Here is a 16,842-nt window from a genome sequence, read left to right as displayed (position 1 = left end):
TCATTGTAACAGCCAAAAGCCCAATCTGCATCTTCTCCAAATACCTTGTTGCATTTCAAGTCCACCCTTGATGGAGTACAAACGTATATAGTGCAAAAAAAGCGAAAGGGCCCTCGAACCCTTCCGCTCTTCTAAACCTCTTATTCTATAATCCATGATTCGGCATTAAGGTTGCTGTTGTTGTTGATCCGTCGTTTGTGTAGTATCGTAATCGTTTTTGTTGCCGATTTTGAGTTTCACATCCATTTTTTTGCCGTCCCGAACCACATTCAGTGTCACTTCACTGCCAATTTCCTGTTTCTTGATGAAATCAATCAAATCCTGGCTTGTGTTGTACGCTGTACCATTGGCACCTGTGATGATGTCATAAGCACGCAGGTCAGCTTGGTAAGCAGGGGATTGATAAATCGTGCTGGCTACAACTGAACCTTCAGTGATATCCGTTCCCATCTGTTTAGCCACTTCAGGAGTGAGGGCCATCAGAGATGCACCAATGAACGGTACGGGCTCTTTGGGAACTTCTTTGTTTTCTTTCAGATATTTAACCGCATCCGAGATTACACTCGAAGGAATGGCAAACCCAATGCCCTGTGCATCCGCGCTAACCGCAACGTTCATACCAATGACTTCGCCATTGAGGTTAAGCAACGGTCCACCGGAGTTACCAGGATTAATGGAAGCATCCGTTTGTAACAAGTGGCTATACTCACGAGTTTTGCCTGTTTCTTCATCAGGAATGCTGATCGTACGTTCTTTCGCACTCAACACACCTGCAGTAACTGTATGTTCAAAACCTTCCGGGTTACCAATAGCTACAAGCCATTCACCAACTTGTGTACTGTTAGAATCGCCCAGTGGAGCGACAGGGAAAGCATCATCACCGCTGTTTTTCTCAATTTTCAATACGGCAAGGTCAAGGTCGAAGCTGCTTCCCAGCAATTTAGCTTCATACGGTTTGCTGTTGTTCTCCAACGTTACCTGAATCACATCTGCACCCTGAACCACGTGTTGGTTCGTCAGGATGTAGCCTTCTTTGTCAAAAATAAATCCGGATCCAATGCCGAGTGGAACCAACTGATTGCTGCTTTGTTGCTGTTGCTGCTGATTTTGGCCTTGGTAGCTATCTGTTCCGCCATTGCTTCCATTACCAAAGAAGTATTGGTACAATGGATCACTCATCGTAGAACCACCCTGGCTGCTGCTGCGTGTAGACTGCTTAGCAAGTGTTTCGATTTTGACGACAGCCGGACTTGTACTCGTTACTACAGAGGATACATCCTCTTTGCCCGTTGGCAGTAATGACGCTGTCACGTTATTGCTGCTGCCTGAGTTAGTAGGAGAAGATGACTGACTGGAGCTTTCATTGTCTGCACTTGTCAGCGCTTCCTGTGGGGTAAACATGTTTGTTCTGTCCGCTGTATACATCAGCACTGTAATGACCAGCATCCCGGCGATGAAAGAGAACAGGAGCGATCTTACAGAAGAACGTGGCCGACGGTTGTTATAATTCCAATTGCCATTGTTCTTGCCGCCGTTCCCTTGATCTCCTCCGTTACCTGAACCATTACCGCCCCCTCTGGATGACGTATTGGCTTGATCAGATGATTCGTTACTGTAATTACTGTAGTAAGTAGGTACGGGCTTCACGGGGTCAGGTCTTGTAATCTCTACATTTCCTTCTTCACGTTGATTTTGTTCCCCATTATAACTTGCTGTATCTTCCTGATTCACGGACTGAAAAGGTCCATAAGAATAATAATAGGAGGAATCGTCCGTCCCGGATGAATTGCGATTCTCCGCTTGTTTAGTTTCATTTTCCTCGTCTTGACGGTTCGCTCTGTAATTACGTTCGTCCATGCCTCTCTACCTCCCAATCTCTTCTTCGCAAGAGATATTCTTTAACTGTCCTTATTTTGTACTTTAAACCTTAACCGTACCTTAAAAACAATTAAAAAGGAGATAAAAGCACGCTGTTATAGAACATTTTTCCCGCCAAATCTGCATTCTAACCCTTATTCTTCACCCAGCCCTGACGATGAGCGTAGATTGCAAGCTGTGTCCGATCGTCCATTTCACATTTCATCAGCAGATTGCTCACATGAGTTTTGACGGTTTTGATACTAATATGTAGTTCTTCCCCGATGTCCTTATTGGTCTTGCCCTCTGCAATCAGTAAAAGCACTTCCTTTTCTCGTTCCGTCAGTCCGGATTCGTTCTCTCTTGCTGTGCGCTGCCTGATGCCACGGGTCAATGCCTGTGATACGTCGCCTGTCATTACAGGCATACCTCGGTATGCTCCTTGCAGAGCATAGATTAACTCTTCAGCAGATACCGTCTTCAGTACATAACTGACCGCTCCGGCTTCAATCGCTTGTACGACAAGGTCATCCTCCAGAAAACTGGTCAGCATCACAATTTTCATCCCCGGAAATTCGGTCATGATCGCTTGTGTCGCTTCCGCGCCATTCATCACCGGCATCATCAGGTCCATCAGGATCAGGTCAGGCAGATCGTTTTCTCCCAGCTTGCGCAGCTGATTCAATGCATCCTGTCCGTTACCCGCTTCCCCCATCACATGAAATGTAGGCTCCAACATAAGATACGTTTTTAACCCCATCCGCACCATATCATGATCATCCACAATCATTACATTCACTTTTCCGCTCATTCCGTTTCCCCCTCTGGTTCTTTCGGGAATTTCGGGATGAATACCCGCACCGTCGTCCCCGCTCCCGGCTTCGATATAATCTGAACCTGACCCCCAAGTTTCTCTGCCCGTTCACGCATCGTTGATAATCCGTATGAACCAGGCCGTTCCGCTTGCTGCAAAAAACCTTGACCATCATCACTAATGCTCATGCTGATCTGATGTTCACTCTCTCGTATGGACAGGCTGACCAGACCCGCTTCCGCATGTTTTACCACATTAGCGACCGCTTCCTGAATAACAAGAAACAGCTGGTGCTCGATGGCATCGGAAATTCCGCCATCCAGTTCCAGCTCTTTCACTCCTTTTAAACCATTCTGCCTACAATAATCCGGGAACCAGCTATCCAGCGCTTCGCCAAGATTCCTTCCCTCCAACTCCACTGGGCGAAGCTGAGCAATAAGCCCGCGCATCTGCCGTTGTGCGATATGCGACATCTGAATAAGTTGATCCAGCACTTTGCTGCCATGCTCGGGATTCATCTCAAGCAGACGTGGTAAGGAGGAAGCCGACATATGCATGGCGAAAAGCTGCTGGCTGACCGTATCATGCAAATCTCTTGCCATCCGTTTGCGCTCTTCAATCACGGCGCGTTCCGATGCCTGTTCCTTCTCAATGACTTCCTGCTCACCGAGCCGCTGAAGCAATCTCATTTTTTTCTCAATCGAATCCATCATGACATTGAATTCCTGATATACCCGCCCGAAGGAGGCATCATCTGCCTCAGGCATACGAACGGAGAGATTGCCTTTGGACACTTTCAGCATGTTGAGATCCAGTAGATCAATCTTGCGTTGAAGCCGCAAGGCGGCAATATATCCCGTGATTACGGTAGCCAGTAGAACAACAGCAACATAGGTCCACGCACGCTGACGCCCTGTTCCCATCAGCACTTCCCCGTACAGCAAGTAAAACCCACCCAAAGTAATGAGTCCGGTCAGCGCAAAATACATCATCAGTTCCCACTTATTTGCTTTGAGAATCGTTCGAATCATGCGTTAACCCACCTTATTCACTTTGACATCTCCAATAAACACACTAACGACAATCCTTACTTTTTTTCCTGCTTCGCGATAATGAGCTGTTTCAGCTTGAGCACTGCTTAGGAATCCACCCCGCTTTTGATTTAACAGCGACATGTCTCCAATAAACGAGTTCGTCGTCACAGTCACACCCAGATCCATATCTTCCGGAACAAATACCTTCACATCCCCGATAAAAGAGGAAATGTTAATCTTCGTCTCACCGTAAGGTATTTGCGCCTTCGTCAAATCAATAACCGTATCGCCAATAAATGCCGAAATGTTCATCGGTTTCAGGGAGAACACTTCCTGTCCCATATACATATCACCGATAAATGCCGATTTGTTAATCGTATTTCCATGGCCACCATAATAATTCGGATCATCATCATAGTGGTCATCGTCATCAAATGTTCCATATGCCTTTTTATTTGAACCGAAACCTTTATGCTTGTGTTGATGATGTTGATGTCCGTGTGATTTATGGTCTTCTTTATCTGCATAAAATGAGCCATGCGAATCATTCTTTTGTTCCTGTTTCGGTTTGCCAAATGTTTTCTCGAACTGTTCGTCAAACGAAGACGGCATTTCAAGGTCCTCAGGGGACAATGGCTTATAAGGCGGCTCCGGTGGTGGAGGCGGTTGTACTTGGTCATGATGTTTCCGGTCACGACGACGAGGTCCGATCAGAACGAACAATCCCCCACCAATAAGCATCACCGGTATCAGGTAGCGTATAAACTCACCCATGGAGTAATCGATCCATCCCAGATTGCGTGCCAAGAAGTATCCACCAATCGCCAGTACAATGGCGGGTCCGATCAATGCATGACTCCCGTTGCGCCGAATTTCGGTTATACCTTTTACACCCCACCAAATCAAAAATAACGGCCAATATGTTCTGAACATGTATCCGATATCTATGTCATAGCCCAATTGCCTGAACAATATTATTGCGCCAATCGCAATAAGAGGAATGCCAACCCACCAGCGGTCCCGCGTAGATCGTTTCATCGCTCATGTCTCCTTTGTCTGTATTCTGTATCCAGTTTACAACAGACAAGGGTTGGTTAACAGCGGCGGCAGATGGAATTGATCTCGGTCTTCAGACGGAGGCGGAAGGATATTTATGTAAAAATTAAAAACACCTTGGAGAAATCCTCCAAGGTGTTTTTGCAGTGATTTACTTTTGAGTTTTGCCTGTGTTCTCAGTACCGAACTCAGCATTGTATTTTTCATCAGGTGTTTGGAAGTTATCCTTCACTTTGTTTTGTTGCGATTGTTTCACTTTGCTTGCTGCATTCTCTTCTCCAAACTCTGCATTGTACTTCTCGTTTGGCGTTTGTGAACCTTGAGATTTCTTAGCCACGACGATCACCTCTCTCTTCATATTTACATTGCATGTCTGCAACGCGGGGTTCGTCCCCAGAGAGTATTATGTGACGAGTGCGCGTACGTTATTCATGTATTAAAATTCAACATTAAACAGCCTTGTCCAGCCATGCATCCGGTACGGATTTGTACACATCGATGGCTTCGGATAACTCTTCCAGCATTTTTTCAGTACATTTTCCGGCACCTTGTTTGATCACCTGTACTTCAACGTCCTTTTTGCCCCATTCTTTATACACTTGCTTTGTTGTAGGGAAATAGAGATCAATTTTATTGCCCTTGATCGCCGAGCCCGTGTCTGCAACGATGCCGTAACCGTAACCGGGAATATATAAAATGGAGCCCAGTGGGAACAGCTTCGGATCCGCTGCAATCGTTGAGACCGTTTCTTTATCGCGGCGCACCTTTACACCTGAATACGTAATTCCGTATTGAGGATGTTTTGGACCTTTTCCGGTAGATTCCACGCCTGCAGTGTATCCGGTAGCCGTCACCTTGTGTGTATCCAATACCTGTTCTGTACGCGGAGCGAGCACCGGCATGGACGGGTCAACTCCGGTCTTCTTTTCAGGAATTTCCGGTCGTGGAATAACAATAGGCTGCGGAGACCATAAAAACCCCATATATACCAAGGTTGTGAGTTGAGCCTGATCGCTGTATTCATAAACTGTTGTTTCTGGATATACACCCTCAAACTCATTTGAAATTTCGCTGTGCTTATTCTCCACATACATGACTTCATTTTCCTCTTCAAAGGTATACGCTTCTGCCTGATTCCAGTTCAAGACTACTCCGGTGAGCACTACACAGCAAGAGATGATGAACCTTATGTTTTTCTTTTGAATTAAGAATTGCTTTTTCATTATAGAACCTCCCCCTTACTGCAAAGGTTTTCCAAAATGAAAAAATTCTATACTTTTCCCCGTTATGGCTTCTAAACCGGATGTCTAGAAAACCTGAAAACAACAAAAAAACCGTCTGAACCATTGGATTTACTCCAATATGATTCAAACGGTTTTCTATTATAAAACCAACAATTCAGGATTACACCTGTCTTGTTGTAATCTCTTCTTTGAGCTGGGCTACAATTTCGTCCAAAGGTTTCATGCCGAGATCGCCTTCTCCACGTTTCCGCACAGATACACCCTCTGCATTACGTTCATTTTCACCAACGACGAACATGTAAGGCATTTTCTCAAGCTGTGCCTCACGGATTTTATAACCGAGCTTCTCGTTACGCAGATCAGCTTCAGCAGAGATCCCTGCACGTTTCAACTTCGCTTCCACTTCACGTGCATAGTCATCGAAGTTGCCGGATACCGGAATAACCTTCGCCTGCACAGGAGACAACCACAGTGGCAGAGCCCCTGCAAAGTTCTCCAGCAAGAATGCAGTGAAACGCTCCATCGTACTGATTACACCGCGGTGGATAACGACCGGACGATGTTTCTGCCCATCATCTCCCACATATTCAAGCTCAAACCGCTCTGGCAAGAGGAAGTCCAATTGAACGGTAGACAATGTCTCTTCTTTGCCCAGTGCTGTCTTGATCTGAACGTCCAGTTTTGGACCGTAGAATGCCGCTTCGCCTTCTGCTTCATAGAATGGAAGGTTGAGTTCTTCCACAACTTCACGCAGCATGCGTTGGGACATTTCCCACATCTCGTCATTCTGGAAATATTTCTCGGTATCCTGAGGATCGCGATAGGACAGACGGAAACGATAATCGTGAATGCCGAAATCTTTATAAACCGTTTGAATCAGCTCAATAACACGTGCAAATTCTTCCTTGATCTGATCCGGGCGTGCAAAAATGTGAGAGTCGTTCAGCGTCATCGCACGTACACGGTGCAGACCTGTCAATGCGCCCGACATTTCGTAACGGTGCATCATGCCAAGCTCGGCAATCCGGATCGGCAGATCACGGTAGCTGTGCATGCTGGACTTGTACACCATCATATGGTGAGGACAGTTCATTGGACGAAGAACGAGTTCCTCATTGTCCATAACCATTTTCGGGAACATGTCTTCCTGATAGTGCTCCCAGTGTCCGGATGTTTTGTATAACTCAACATTACCAAGCACTGGTGTGTACACATGCTGATATCCGAGGCTCTCTTCCAAATCCACGATATAACGTTCCAACGTCCGGCGCAGCTTGGCACCATTAGGCAACCAGATTGGCAGACCTTGTCCAACCAGTTGGGAGAATGTGAAGATTTCGAGTTCCTTACCCAATTTACGGTGATCCCGTTTACGTGCTTCTTCCAGGAAATGCAAATGCTCATCAAGCTGTGCTTTTTTCACAAAAGCTGTACCGTAAATACGTTGCAGCATTTTGTTTTTGCTATCTCCGCGCCAGTAAGCACCGGCAACATTCATCAGTTTGAATACTTTGATTTTGCTGGTGGATGGTACGTGTGGTCCACGACACAAGTCGAAGAACTCACCTTGCTCATAAATAGTGATAACACTGTCTTCTGGTAAGTCACGAATCAATTCGAGCTTGTAAGGATCGCCCACTTCTTCGAAGATTTTGATCGCTTCCTCGCGGCTAACTTCCTTACGTACAATCGGCAAGTTCTCATTAACAATACGTTCCATTTCCTTCTCGATCTTTTGCAGATCTTCGGGATTTAGCGGCTGTTCTAGATCCATATCATAATAGAAACCATCTTCAATGACAGGGCCAACACCGAGATGTACCTCTTTGTTTCCGTATAAACGCTTCACAGCTTGAGCGAGCAAGTGAGCTGTACTGTGACGCATTACTTCCAGACCTTCTGGTGAATCCAGTGTTACGATCTCCACCAATGCTCCCTCATGAAGTGTTGTGGACAAGTCCACTACGATTCCATCCAGTTTGCCGGCTACGGCATTTTTGCGAAGTCCGCTGCTAATCGAAGCGGCCACATCTTCAATGCTGCTTCCGTCGGCATACTCACGAACCGAACCATCGGGTAGTTTAATGTTAACTGCCATTTGTCTCATTCCTCCTGTAAATTCAACCTCTGTCCGTGCATGATCATGGATGGATAATCTATTGCTGTTCCTGCGATTTTTGCAAAGGAACGCAAAAAACACCCGTCCCGGCAAAGGGACGAGTGTTGTATACTCTCGTGGTTCCACCCTAATTCAGCTGCTTCATTCATACTGGAGTACAGCCCTCATTGGCATGACGGTAACGGGCATGACCCGGCATATCCTTACTCATGGATAACTACCTGTATATATAGAGGTAATCTTTATATCCATTTTCAAAACTGCAGCTCCAAAGGGGTAAACCAAACGTGGCATCCGGAGGAAATTTCAGCCTAGTTCCCTCTCTCTGCACTGACCGTGCGTATGGTTCTTGTCTTTGTCAACGCTTTTGTTTATTGTTCCATAACAACCTCAAATAAATATCATGGATCAACAGTTATTATAATTGCCGATATCATTTGCGTCAAGACCTGTCAACAATCCGGAGCGCAGTACTTCACACTCAGGGCAATGATGGCATAATTGCACCTTGTCTTCAAAGATCTGGCGGATCGTAGAGATGATAGGCAGATCTGGAGTGCGTGTATGCAGCATGACCTTTTCAGGTGAGATGGAGATCAGCGTACTCACGATCATATCTTCGATATCCATTTCCAATTCAAGTCCTGGCATCTCCACGACGACCTGTTCATCCTTTTGTACAGGCAGCACATTAAGCGCAGCATCCAATACCTGAAATTCATGCAAACCTTTGTGTATCAAATGCACAAGAGGTACTTTCGCCTCCTGAAAGAACACAAAATACTTGAGCAGCCCCATAAACTCTTCATATTGACGATCCATCCAGAATTCATCCAGCGCATATTCTACCAGCTCATGAAGTTCCTGCTTATATGGCCGAATCCGGAAATTAAGAATGCCTTCAAGATGAAAAAAATGCACCTCTTCCAAATCCTGCTTCAATCCATTGGCCAAAGTGGTACGGCGACGCTCTCGCAGGCCTGGCTGATCCAAGTCGCCATTGAATAATAAAGGCATGCATATCCGGTTTACCTTCTCCACCTCATGTTCATCCATGACTGAGCAGGCCTTTGAGATCATCTCTTCTACCATAATACGTTCACGCGTATCCATAATGAAATCTGCAAGTCCCGTTGCAAGCAAATCACTGATCTGGGGCAACCATTGCTGGAAGTCAGCGTGATTCTCATTGCCTCTGCATACCCAGGCCGCTCTTCCGTCATTATGTTTGAAGGTGAGCCGAAATCCTCTTTTGCTTATATGTAAACCTTTGGTTTTTTCCTTCACACATCGATAAAATTGATCCGCTTCCTCCTGCCCTGATACATCGGTCCATACGGCGAACAGTTCCATAAGAATCACTCCTTTCCTTCCTGTTCAAAGTATATGGCAAGGCCGATAGGGATATACGAAGCGGATTGATGGAAAGCGTGTCATGATTTCTCAGTATATTATCAATCTGTTTGGAGTTAAGACAAAAATGTGTTATTATTTTTATAACAGTATGTTTCACGGAAAAGGGGGGAAGCCAAAATGAGACAACAACCAAGAATACTCCGTTACGCTTTTATTATCATTTTGTGCGTATTCCAAGCGTTGTCCTTCCCTATTCCGATGCAGTCGGAATCCGCTGTCGAGGTAACCGTTGAGACGACTTCCAACAAGGAAGTGCTTGTCCACACATTGGAGTCTCAGCAGAAACCTGCCATTCGCAAGTACCCACAAGTCATGTCGAAGTTGATTGCGGTCACGCATAACAAACCTGTCTTTCTTGTGCTCGCTTTGTTGCTAATGCTGCGAATTCCTACACCGCGTCTACCCTTTAAACCGTTGATTTGTCTGTTTAAACGCAGATTATTTCTGCTACCCATCAAATTCACCAGTATGTATGTATCTCCCACCCCTATAGCACCAATTTACGTGAACGCTCTTAGCTAGCCGTTACACCGTATTTTAGGTTGCTTTGCATGGAGACGCCTCTGTCTGAAAGACGGTGTGCTTGTGCATAACTTATAACCCTTTTAGCAAATGTTAGATATCAATCAGCCTCATTGGAAACACCTATTTGTTAACGTCTATTTTGTTATCCCCATTTTCATTAAAAATTCACAACATAAGGCTGTGTGTCAGGAGTCCCTGGCTCTGTTTACCCGCATCATTTAATGTTCCTAAGAGCAGCAGATCATTCTATTTTCGGGAAATAAGCCTGTCTTCTGTGGCCAGCCTCAATTTAAGGAGGCATACTATCCATGGATGTACGCGAAACAGATTTGCCGGGAATCGGCAAGAAATTCCAGATTGAAACGAGCAGTGGAGATAAAATTATTGTCATTATTCACGATGACGGTCGCCGGGAAATGTACCATTTTGAGTACGATGATCCAGACCAAAGCATCTCCATGATTACGCTTGATGACTATGAAGCAAGACAGATTGCTGCCATCGTTGGTGGATTGACCTATAAACCAAAGCAGCTTGAAAATATTGAAGTAACGTTTGACGATCTGATAATTGAATGGTACAAAATCGAGCCATCCTACGGATGTATCGGTAAATCTATTGGTGAACTGGACGTACGTCAAAACTCAGGGGCAACGGTTATTGCCGTTGTAGAGAAGAATCACAAAAAACATATCAGCCCCGGTCCGGAGGTCGTGATTAGTGCAGAGTCCACGGTAGTAGCCGTTGGCGAACGCAATCAGCAAAAGCTATTCAAATCCCTCCTCCTGACCGGAAGGGGGTGAGTCGATGGATCATCTGATATTCGAAGTGGGTCTGGCGCTTGTGCTCATTGCAGCAGCCGGACTCTTATCCGCAAAACTGAGATTTTCGGTCGTTCCATTTTACATTCTGATCGGGATGGCCGTTGGACCTCATGCCATGAAGATCTGGCATCTGGACTTTCGTTTCATTGAAAGTCAGCCGTTTATTGAGTTTATGGGCCGAATTGGTATTCTGTTCCTGCTCTTCTATCTCGGGCTGGAATTCTCGGTTGGCCGTCTGATCAAATCGGGTAAATCCATTGCAGTCGGCGGGTCCATCTATATTGGGATTAACTTCACGCTGGGATTAATATTCGGTTTTATGTCCGGTTTCCCAGTTGCAGAAGCACTTATTATCGCAGGTATAACTACCATCTCTTCCAGTGCCATCGTGGCCAAGGTACTCGTGGATTTGAAACGAACGGCCAATCCTGAAACAGAGATGATATTGGGTATTATTATGTTCGAAGATGTATTCCTCGCTGTATATATCTCGATCTTGTCCGGACTTGTGCTTAGTGATTCATCCTCCATCGGAGGCGTCATCATGTCCGCACTTATTGCTCTCGGATTCATGCTTATCGTGATTATCCTTGGACGCAAAGCAACACCGCTACTAAACAAATTGCTAAAAATTCGATCGAATGAGCTATTCTCTCTCGTTGTATTCGGAGCCTTGTTCCTGGTAGCCGGCTTCTCTGAAACCATTCATGTTGCCGAAGCGATTGGTGCATTACTGGTTGGTCTGGTGCTTGCTGAAACAGAACACGCGAAACGGATTGAGCACTTGATTCTACCGTTCCGTGACTTCTTCGGAGCAATCTTCTTCTTCAGCTTTGGATTGTCCATTGATCCGTTGTCCTTGGGTGGCGAAGCCGTATGGTTAGCTCTGATTGCAGTTGTTATTACATTGTTCGGTAACTTCCTGGCAGGTATGATGGCCGGACGCAGTGCAGGACTATCGCCCAAAGCATCGGCGAATATTGGATTAACCATTGTGTCACGGGGTGAATTTTCCATCATCTTGGCCAACATGGGTAAAGCCGGGGGACTGTTGCCAATGATCCAACCGTTTGCCGCGCTCTATGTCCTAATTCTGGCCATTCTGGGTCCTTTATTAACCAAAGAGTCCAAACATGTATTCCGTTTATTGGATAAAATATTCAAGTTCAAGGATCCTCGGAAGAAGAAAGAAGAACCGAAGGTTCTACAGAAAGAAGAACCGAAGGTTCTACAGAAAGAAGGATAACCCCCTTGTCTGTTCAGAACAGACAACGTATCGTAATCGCGGCTCTACCGCCGATCTTTCTGTGATTAACCCAGGGAGAATGGCACGAAAGCCGCACAAAGGAGGATGACCTATGAAAGCACCTCTGATATCGGCTAATCCAGTGCCACAAACCGCCAAGACCAGATTATCATCTGCCCGTCGCATGTTGAATTTATTGTTTGTAATAGCGGGTGGAATTCTGGCCTCCGTGGGACTTGAATTGTTTCTACATCCCAATAAGATCATTATTGGAGGCATTACAGGCATCTCTTCGTTGTTCGCCCACTGGACCGAAATGAGGATTGGTTTGTTCCTGTTTTTGTTCAACGTTCCATTTATTTTTCTGTCCTATAGACTCGTGCAAAAGAAATTCGTACTGGTCACTGTTCTGGGTTTGGTTGTCTTTTCGATTGGTGCCATTGTGCTTCATCCCATGCCGCCGCTTGTCGAGCACCCGCTGGCTGCCGCCATGTTTGGCGGATTATGTCTCGGTCTAGGAATCGGTCTAGTCGTGCGGTATGGTGGGACACTGGATACGCTGGAAATCGGTGATCCGTCCTCCCGTCCACCTGAACGTGTATTTAGCGGGAAACGGATGCTTATCGAAAAAATAATCATGCTGCTCAACTTGTTGATTCTAACCGCTGCTGGTGTTATCTTCGGTTGGGATCAAGCGATGTACTCGGTAATTGCTTATCTCATTGCATATGAAATGGTGTATATTGCATTCCGCGGATTCACAGCTAAGCGCAAAATATGTATTTTAACCACACAAAGCGCTCAAGTTGAAAAAGCCATCCGTAAACGCCTGCGCCGTGAACCTGGAACATTGGATGCTTCAACGGATTCAGGGCATCCTGCTGTCGCTGAAGGATGGATCCAACACGTTCCGGGAGCACTCTACTATGAGATTCATTTCCTCGAAATGATCTGGCTCAAATCCATTGTGCGTCATATTGATCCACATGCAGGTATTGTGACGAACCCGGAAAAATAATTTAGATTCCTATAGGCTATATATTTGAACTAAAGAATATTTACACTTGCCACTCCGATGACAGAACAACCTTCCGATCGCTGTTATCCCCAGATTTTTTGAATTCCCTTTTCAAAGGGGAAAATCCGGGGATAAAGGCGAACGCTCCGCTTCTTCAGGTTATTTCTGTCCACTCCGTTCTCGTGTAAATGTTTTGTTCAATGTATATAGGCAAACAAAACTCTCTCTGATTTCCCATGGATGTTAACCATTCATTCAGGATCAGAGAGAGTTTTTTCAGTTATTCTTTTTATAACTCCACTATCGCTTTAACTACATGCGAATCCGGTCGTAACCAGGTGTCAATCGAAACAGGCAATTGATCAAAACTCGCCCGGTGTGTAATGTAGCCATCCATGTTCAACTTCTTCTCCCGCAAGATCGACATGACCTGTTCAAAATCTTCCCGTGTGGCGTTTCGGCTGCCCAAAATGCTCATCTCCCGCTTGTGAAAGTCTGGATCATGAAAGGAAATATCGGCTTTAACCAGTCCAACAAAGATTAATTGTCCACCATGAGCCACATAATGGATAGCATCATTCATCGATTGCATGTTTCCTGTTGCATCAAAGACAGCCGTCGCATAGTCCCCATCCGTGATTTCAGCAACTTGCTGTGCCGCTTGTTCATTGGCCTGAACCCAAGCATCCACTCCGGCCCACGTGCGGCTAAGTTCCAGCCTGTCCAGATTCCGGTCAATAGCAATCACCCGAGCACCCGCCTGTTTGGCAAAAGCCATCACACCCAGGCCAATCGGTCCAGCTCCAATGACAACAACCTGTTCACCAGGCCTTAGGGCTGCTCTTCTGACCGCGTGAGCACCAATACTCAGCGGTTCTACCATCGCAGTTTCATCCAGTGTAAGTCCGTCGGCTTGGATTAGATGGGAGACAGGCACAACGATCCTCTCTCGCATGCCGCCGTCCACATGTACACCCATCACCTGCATGGACACACAACAATTTGTTTTCCCTGATCGACAAGCGATACAATGACCACAATGCAAATATGGAATAATACTAACCTGATCTCCCGCCTTCAGGCCCGCTTCATTCTCCCCGATTTCTTCAACAATCCCTGCAAGCTCATGACCCAATACACGGGGATAGGTAAAAAAAGGCTGATTTCCTTTGTAGGCATGCAAATCTGTGCCACAGATTCCAATTCGTCGGATAGTAACCAGCGCCTGATTCTCGGTTCTTTCGGGTTCAGCTATGTCTCGCAACGCCAAACGATTTATTTCTTCACATATAACTGCTCTCATTCCTGTTCCCCCTTCGATGATGCTTGTGACTTCATGTTATGTTCAATGTTATATTCAGGACGGCCGCTGGCCCAGCTCTCATTATGAACCGGAGCCAGAATACGCAGCACCTCCGTTAACAGTTTATGGTCTAGTGGTTCGTCAATCCAAGCTGCATTGTTGCGGATATTATGTTCACTTGCACTGCTGACCAGTGTTGTTGGAATCCGTTCATTGGCTGTTGCAAACTGTACAGCAAGCTTCGCAATATCAGTGCCCTGTTCCGCGCAGAACCGCGCCGCTTGCAGGCAAATCTGCTTCACGCGATCATCTGCCGGGTGCCAGGCAGGAGCTCCTCTTGTGCTTAATAAGCCCATAGAAAGAGGCGAAGCATTCACAAGACCAACTTCTTTATTTTCCAGAAGGGGCAGTAAGGACAGTAGTGAAGTATCATTTAATGCATAATGGCAGTAGGAAATGATGGCATCGGCATCAATCTGTGGCAATACCTTTTCGAATAACGGCAGCGGTAATCCACAAATTCCTGCATGGCGAATGACTCCCTGCTCTTTCAGCCGGAGCAAGGTTGGGAAAGCTTCTTCAATAATGATTTCGGCCGGGACAAACTCAATATCATGCAAGAACATAATGTCGATATAATCGGTGTGCAGTCTGTCCAGACTCTCTTGTACACTATCATGTATCCGCTTACGCGAAAAATCAAATGCATTCTCCCCATAACGTCCAGCCTTGGTCGACAACGTAAACGAGCTGCGTGGCAAACTACGGATGGCTTCTCCAAGCACGATTTCGGCTTTCGTTAATCCATAATAGGGCGAAACATCTATATAGTTCATCCCTGCATCTACAGCAGCGTGAACCGTACGAACACCCTCATCTTGGTCAATATCACGAAATACCGAACCTAGAGAGGATGCTCCAAAGCTCAGCACAGGTACTTCCAGTCCCGTCTTACCAAGTCTTCTCTTTTTCATCAGCCTGCCCCTTCCCAGCATGTCAGCTTACTCACATGTCCTTTCATTGTAACAGTTGAATTTCAATATAAAATATCGCCAAATGCGTAATATGTACTGTTTGATGATCTGTGAATAAGGGCTTGGTGTGAAGTGAAATTAAAAATCCGCCGATTCCCCTTATAAAGAGTAATCAACGGACTTCATATCCAAACTGACTGAATGATCTTATCGATCCAACTCATCAGCATGATGTATTTTAAAATATATATTAGTTCTGCATTACAAAATCTTGTTGAATGGCATTATCTTCATCAAACGTCCGCAGGATGTCATATCTTGTATTACGCTGTGCCGGAATATAACCGGACTCCCGAATCAGTTGCGTAATGGAACCAATGTTAACTTTGTACGTTGCGCCTGCAGCAGATACCACGTTCTCTTCAATCATGGTGCTACCAAAGTCATTGCAACCAAATTCGAGTGATTTTTTGCCGACTTCAGGTCCCATCGTTACCCATGAGGATTGAATGTTTTTGATGTTGTCCAATACCAGTCGACTGATCGCTACCGTCTTCAGGTACTCTTCTGGCGTCTGACGCTCCAGCTTCAGGTTTGTATTATCCGGTTGGAAAGTCCAAGGAATGAACGCCAGGAATCCTTCGGAATCATACTTGTTCGCAATGCACTCATCCTGAGCTTCACGTACACGAAGTAGGTGCAGTGCGCGCTCTTCCATCGTTTCACCAAGGCCGATAACCATCGTTGCCGTTGTGTTCATACCGATACGGTGAGCTGTCTGCATAACGTCCATCCAATCGCGCCATGAACCTTTCAAACGGCTGATTTTGCGGCGTGTACGGTCATCCAGGATTTCGGCACCACCACCAGGCAGGGAATCCAGTCCTGCTTCGTGAATTGCACGTACAACCTCTTCCAAAGTAAGGCCGTCGGACACTTCAACCATTTTCATAATTTCTGCCGGCGAGAAGGAGTGCATCGTAATATTAGGGAAACGCTCCTTGATCGCTTTGAGCAGGTCGGTGTAATAGCTAAACGGCAGATTCGGATTCGTTCCGCCTTGCATCAGAATCTCGGTACCATTTACGTCTTCGGTTTCTTGAATCTTCTGGAAAATGACTTCATCGGGAAGTACATACCCTTCGTCAGACCCAGGTCTGCGGTAGAAAGCACAAAAACGGCAGTACACATCACACACGTTCGTGTAGTTGACGTTACGCCCAATAACAAATGTTCTGTATGGTTCGGGGTGCATGCGTTTTACAATCACATTGGCGGCTGCCCCTATTTTGTCTACTTCATTTGATTCAAACAGCTGAATCGTGTCTTCCAAATCCAAACGTTCGCCCCGAAGGGCTTTATCTAAGATACGGTCTACCGTACTCATCGTAAAAAAGCCTCCCTCATGAAGA

At 45.9% G+C, this 16,842-nt stretch carries 15 protein-coding genes; 4 read left to right on the top strand and 11 right to left on the bottom strand.

What is annotated here, in order from left to right:
- Positions 1-165 precede the first annotated feature (165 nt).
- The 8 genes from AC3ITG_RS09300 to AC3ITG_RS09265 all read right to left on the bottom strand — a co-directional run bounded on the left by AC3ITG_RS09300 (position 166) and on the right by AC3ITG_RS09265 (position 9,477).
- Positions 166-1,857: a S1C family serine protease gene (locus AC3ITG_RS09300; RefSeq protein WP_489253542.1), complete on the bottom strand. Its 1,692-nt coding sequence runs from the start codon at positions 1,855-1,857 to the stop codon at positions 166-168.
- A 148-nt stretch (positions 1,858-2,005) separates the two neighbouring features.
- Positions 2,006-2,668, bottom strand: coding sequence for a response regulator (locus AC3ITG_RS09295; RefSeq protein ID WP_376032682.1), 663 nt, complete (start codon positions 2,666-2,668; stop codon positions 2,006-2,008).
- Positions 2,665-3,702 (bottom strand): sensor histidine kinase, encoded by a 1,038-nt coding sequence (locus AC3ITG_RS09290; RefSeq protein ID WP_413376889.1) that lies wholly within the window; start codon positions 3,700-3,702, stop codon positions 2,665-2,667. Before AC3ITG_RS09290 ends, AC3ITG_RS09295 begins: the two co-directional genes overlap by 4 nt.
- 3 nt (positions 3,703-3,705) lie before the next feature.
- Complete coding sequence (gene liaF / locus AC3ITG_RS09285; protein WP_489253541.1) at positions 3,706-4,743, bottom strand: cell wall-active antibiotics response protein LiaF; 1,038 nt, start codon at positions 4,741-4,743, stop codon at positions 3,706-3,708.
- 169 nt (positions 4,744-4,912) lie between these two features.
- Positions 4,913-5,098: a hypothetical protein gene (locus AC3ITG_RS09280; protein WP_379446904.1), complete on the bottom strand. Its 186-nt coding sequence runs from the start codon at positions 5,096-5,098 to the stop codon at positions 4,913-4,915.
- A gap of 112 nt (positions 5,099-5,210) precedes the next feature.
- On the bottom strand, positions 5,211-5,984 hold the full coding sequence (locus AC3ITG_RS09275) for a 3D domain-containing protein (RefSeq protein ID WP_489253540.1): 774 nt from the start codon (positions 5,982-5,984) through the stop codon (positions 5,211-5,213).
- Positions 5,985-6,165: 181 nt separating this feature from the next.
- On the bottom strand, positions 6,166-8,103 hold the full coding sequence (gene thrS / locus AC3ITG_RS09270) for a threonine--tRNA ligase (protein ID WP_413376885.1): 1,938 nt from the start codon (positions 8,101-8,103) through the stop codon (positions 6,166-6,168).
- 429 nt (positions 8,104-8,532) lie between these two features.
- Complete coding sequence (locus tag AC3ITG_RS09265) at positions 8,533-9,477, bottom strand: putative sporulation protein YtxC (RefSeq protein ID WP_489253539.1); 945 nt, start codon at positions 9,475-9,477, stop codon at positions 8,533-8,535.
- A gap of 180 nt (positions 9,478-9,657) precedes the next feature.
- Here AC3ITG_RS09265 and AC3ITG_RS09260 point away from each other — a divergent pair, with 180 nt between their 5' ends.
- The 4 genes from AC3ITG_RS09260 to AC3ITG_RS09245 all read left to right on the top strand — a co-directional run bounded on the left by AC3ITG_RS09260 (position 9,658) and on the right by AC3ITG_RS09245 (position 13,153).
- Positions 9,658-10,062 carry a hypothetical protein gene (locus AC3ITG_RS09260; RefSeq protein WP_076289900.1) on the top strand — a complete coding sequence of 135 codons (405 nt, stop codon included), beginning with the start codon at positions 9,658-9,660 and terminating at the stop codon, positions 10,060-10,062.
- A 311-nt stretch (positions 10,063-10,373) separates the two neighbouring features.
- Positions 10,374-10,868, top strand: a complete 495-nt coding sequence (locus AC3ITG_RS09255) for a cation:proton antiporter regulatory subunit (protein WP_053780467.1) — start codon at positions 10,374-10,376, stop codon at positions 10,866-10,868.
- Between the two features lie 4 nt (positions 10,869-10,872).
- On the top strand, positions 10,873-12,135 hold the full coding sequence (locus tag AC3ITG_RS09250; RefSeq protein WP_489253538.1) for a cation:proton antiporter: 1,263 nt from the start codon (positions 10,873-10,875) through the stop codon (positions 12,133-12,135).
- Between the two features lie 112 nt (positions 12,136-12,247).
- A complete protein-coding gene (locus tag AC3ITG_RS09245) occupies positions 12,248-13,153 on the top strand; it encodes a YitT family protein (RefSeq protein WP_489253537.1) in 906 nt (301 codons plus the stop codon).
- Positions 13,154-13,442: 289 nt separating this feature from the next.
- Here the strand turns inward: AC3ITG_RS09245 and AC3ITG_RS09240 are convergent, their stop codons facing one another.
- The 3 genes from AC3ITG_RS09240 to mqnC form a co-directional block, all read right to left on the bottom strand.
- The gene (locus tag AC3ITG_RS09240) at positions 13,443-14,456 is read right to left on the bottom strand and encodes a zinc-binding alcohol dehydrogenase family protein (RefSeq protein WP_489253536.1); all 1,014 of its coding nucleotides are present in this window, start codon (positions 14,454-14,456) and stop codon (positions 13,443-13,445) included.
- A complete protein-coding gene (locus AC3ITG_RS09235) occupies positions 14,453-15,430 on the bottom strand; it encodes an aldo/keto reductase (RefSeq protein WP_413376878.1) in 978 nt (325 codons plus the stop codon). Before AC3ITG_RS09235 ends, AC3ITG_RS09240 begins: the two co-directional genes overlap by 4 nt.
- Before the next feature lie 250 nt (positions 15,431-15,680).
- On the bottom strand, positions 15,681-16,817 hold the full coding sequence (mqnC, locus tag AC3ITG_RS09230; RefSeq protein ID WP_413376876.1) for a cyclic dehypoxanthinyl futalosine synthase: 1,137 nt from the start codon (positions 16,815-16,817) through the stop codon (positions 15,681-15,683).
- Positions 16,818-16,842 lie beyond the last annotated feature (25 nt).

Source organism: Paenibacillus sp. GL_099_B, from assembly GCF_057835695.1.
Note: the sequence above shows the minus strand (reverse complement) of the source record. Positions and strands in the feature narration are given on the sequence as shown.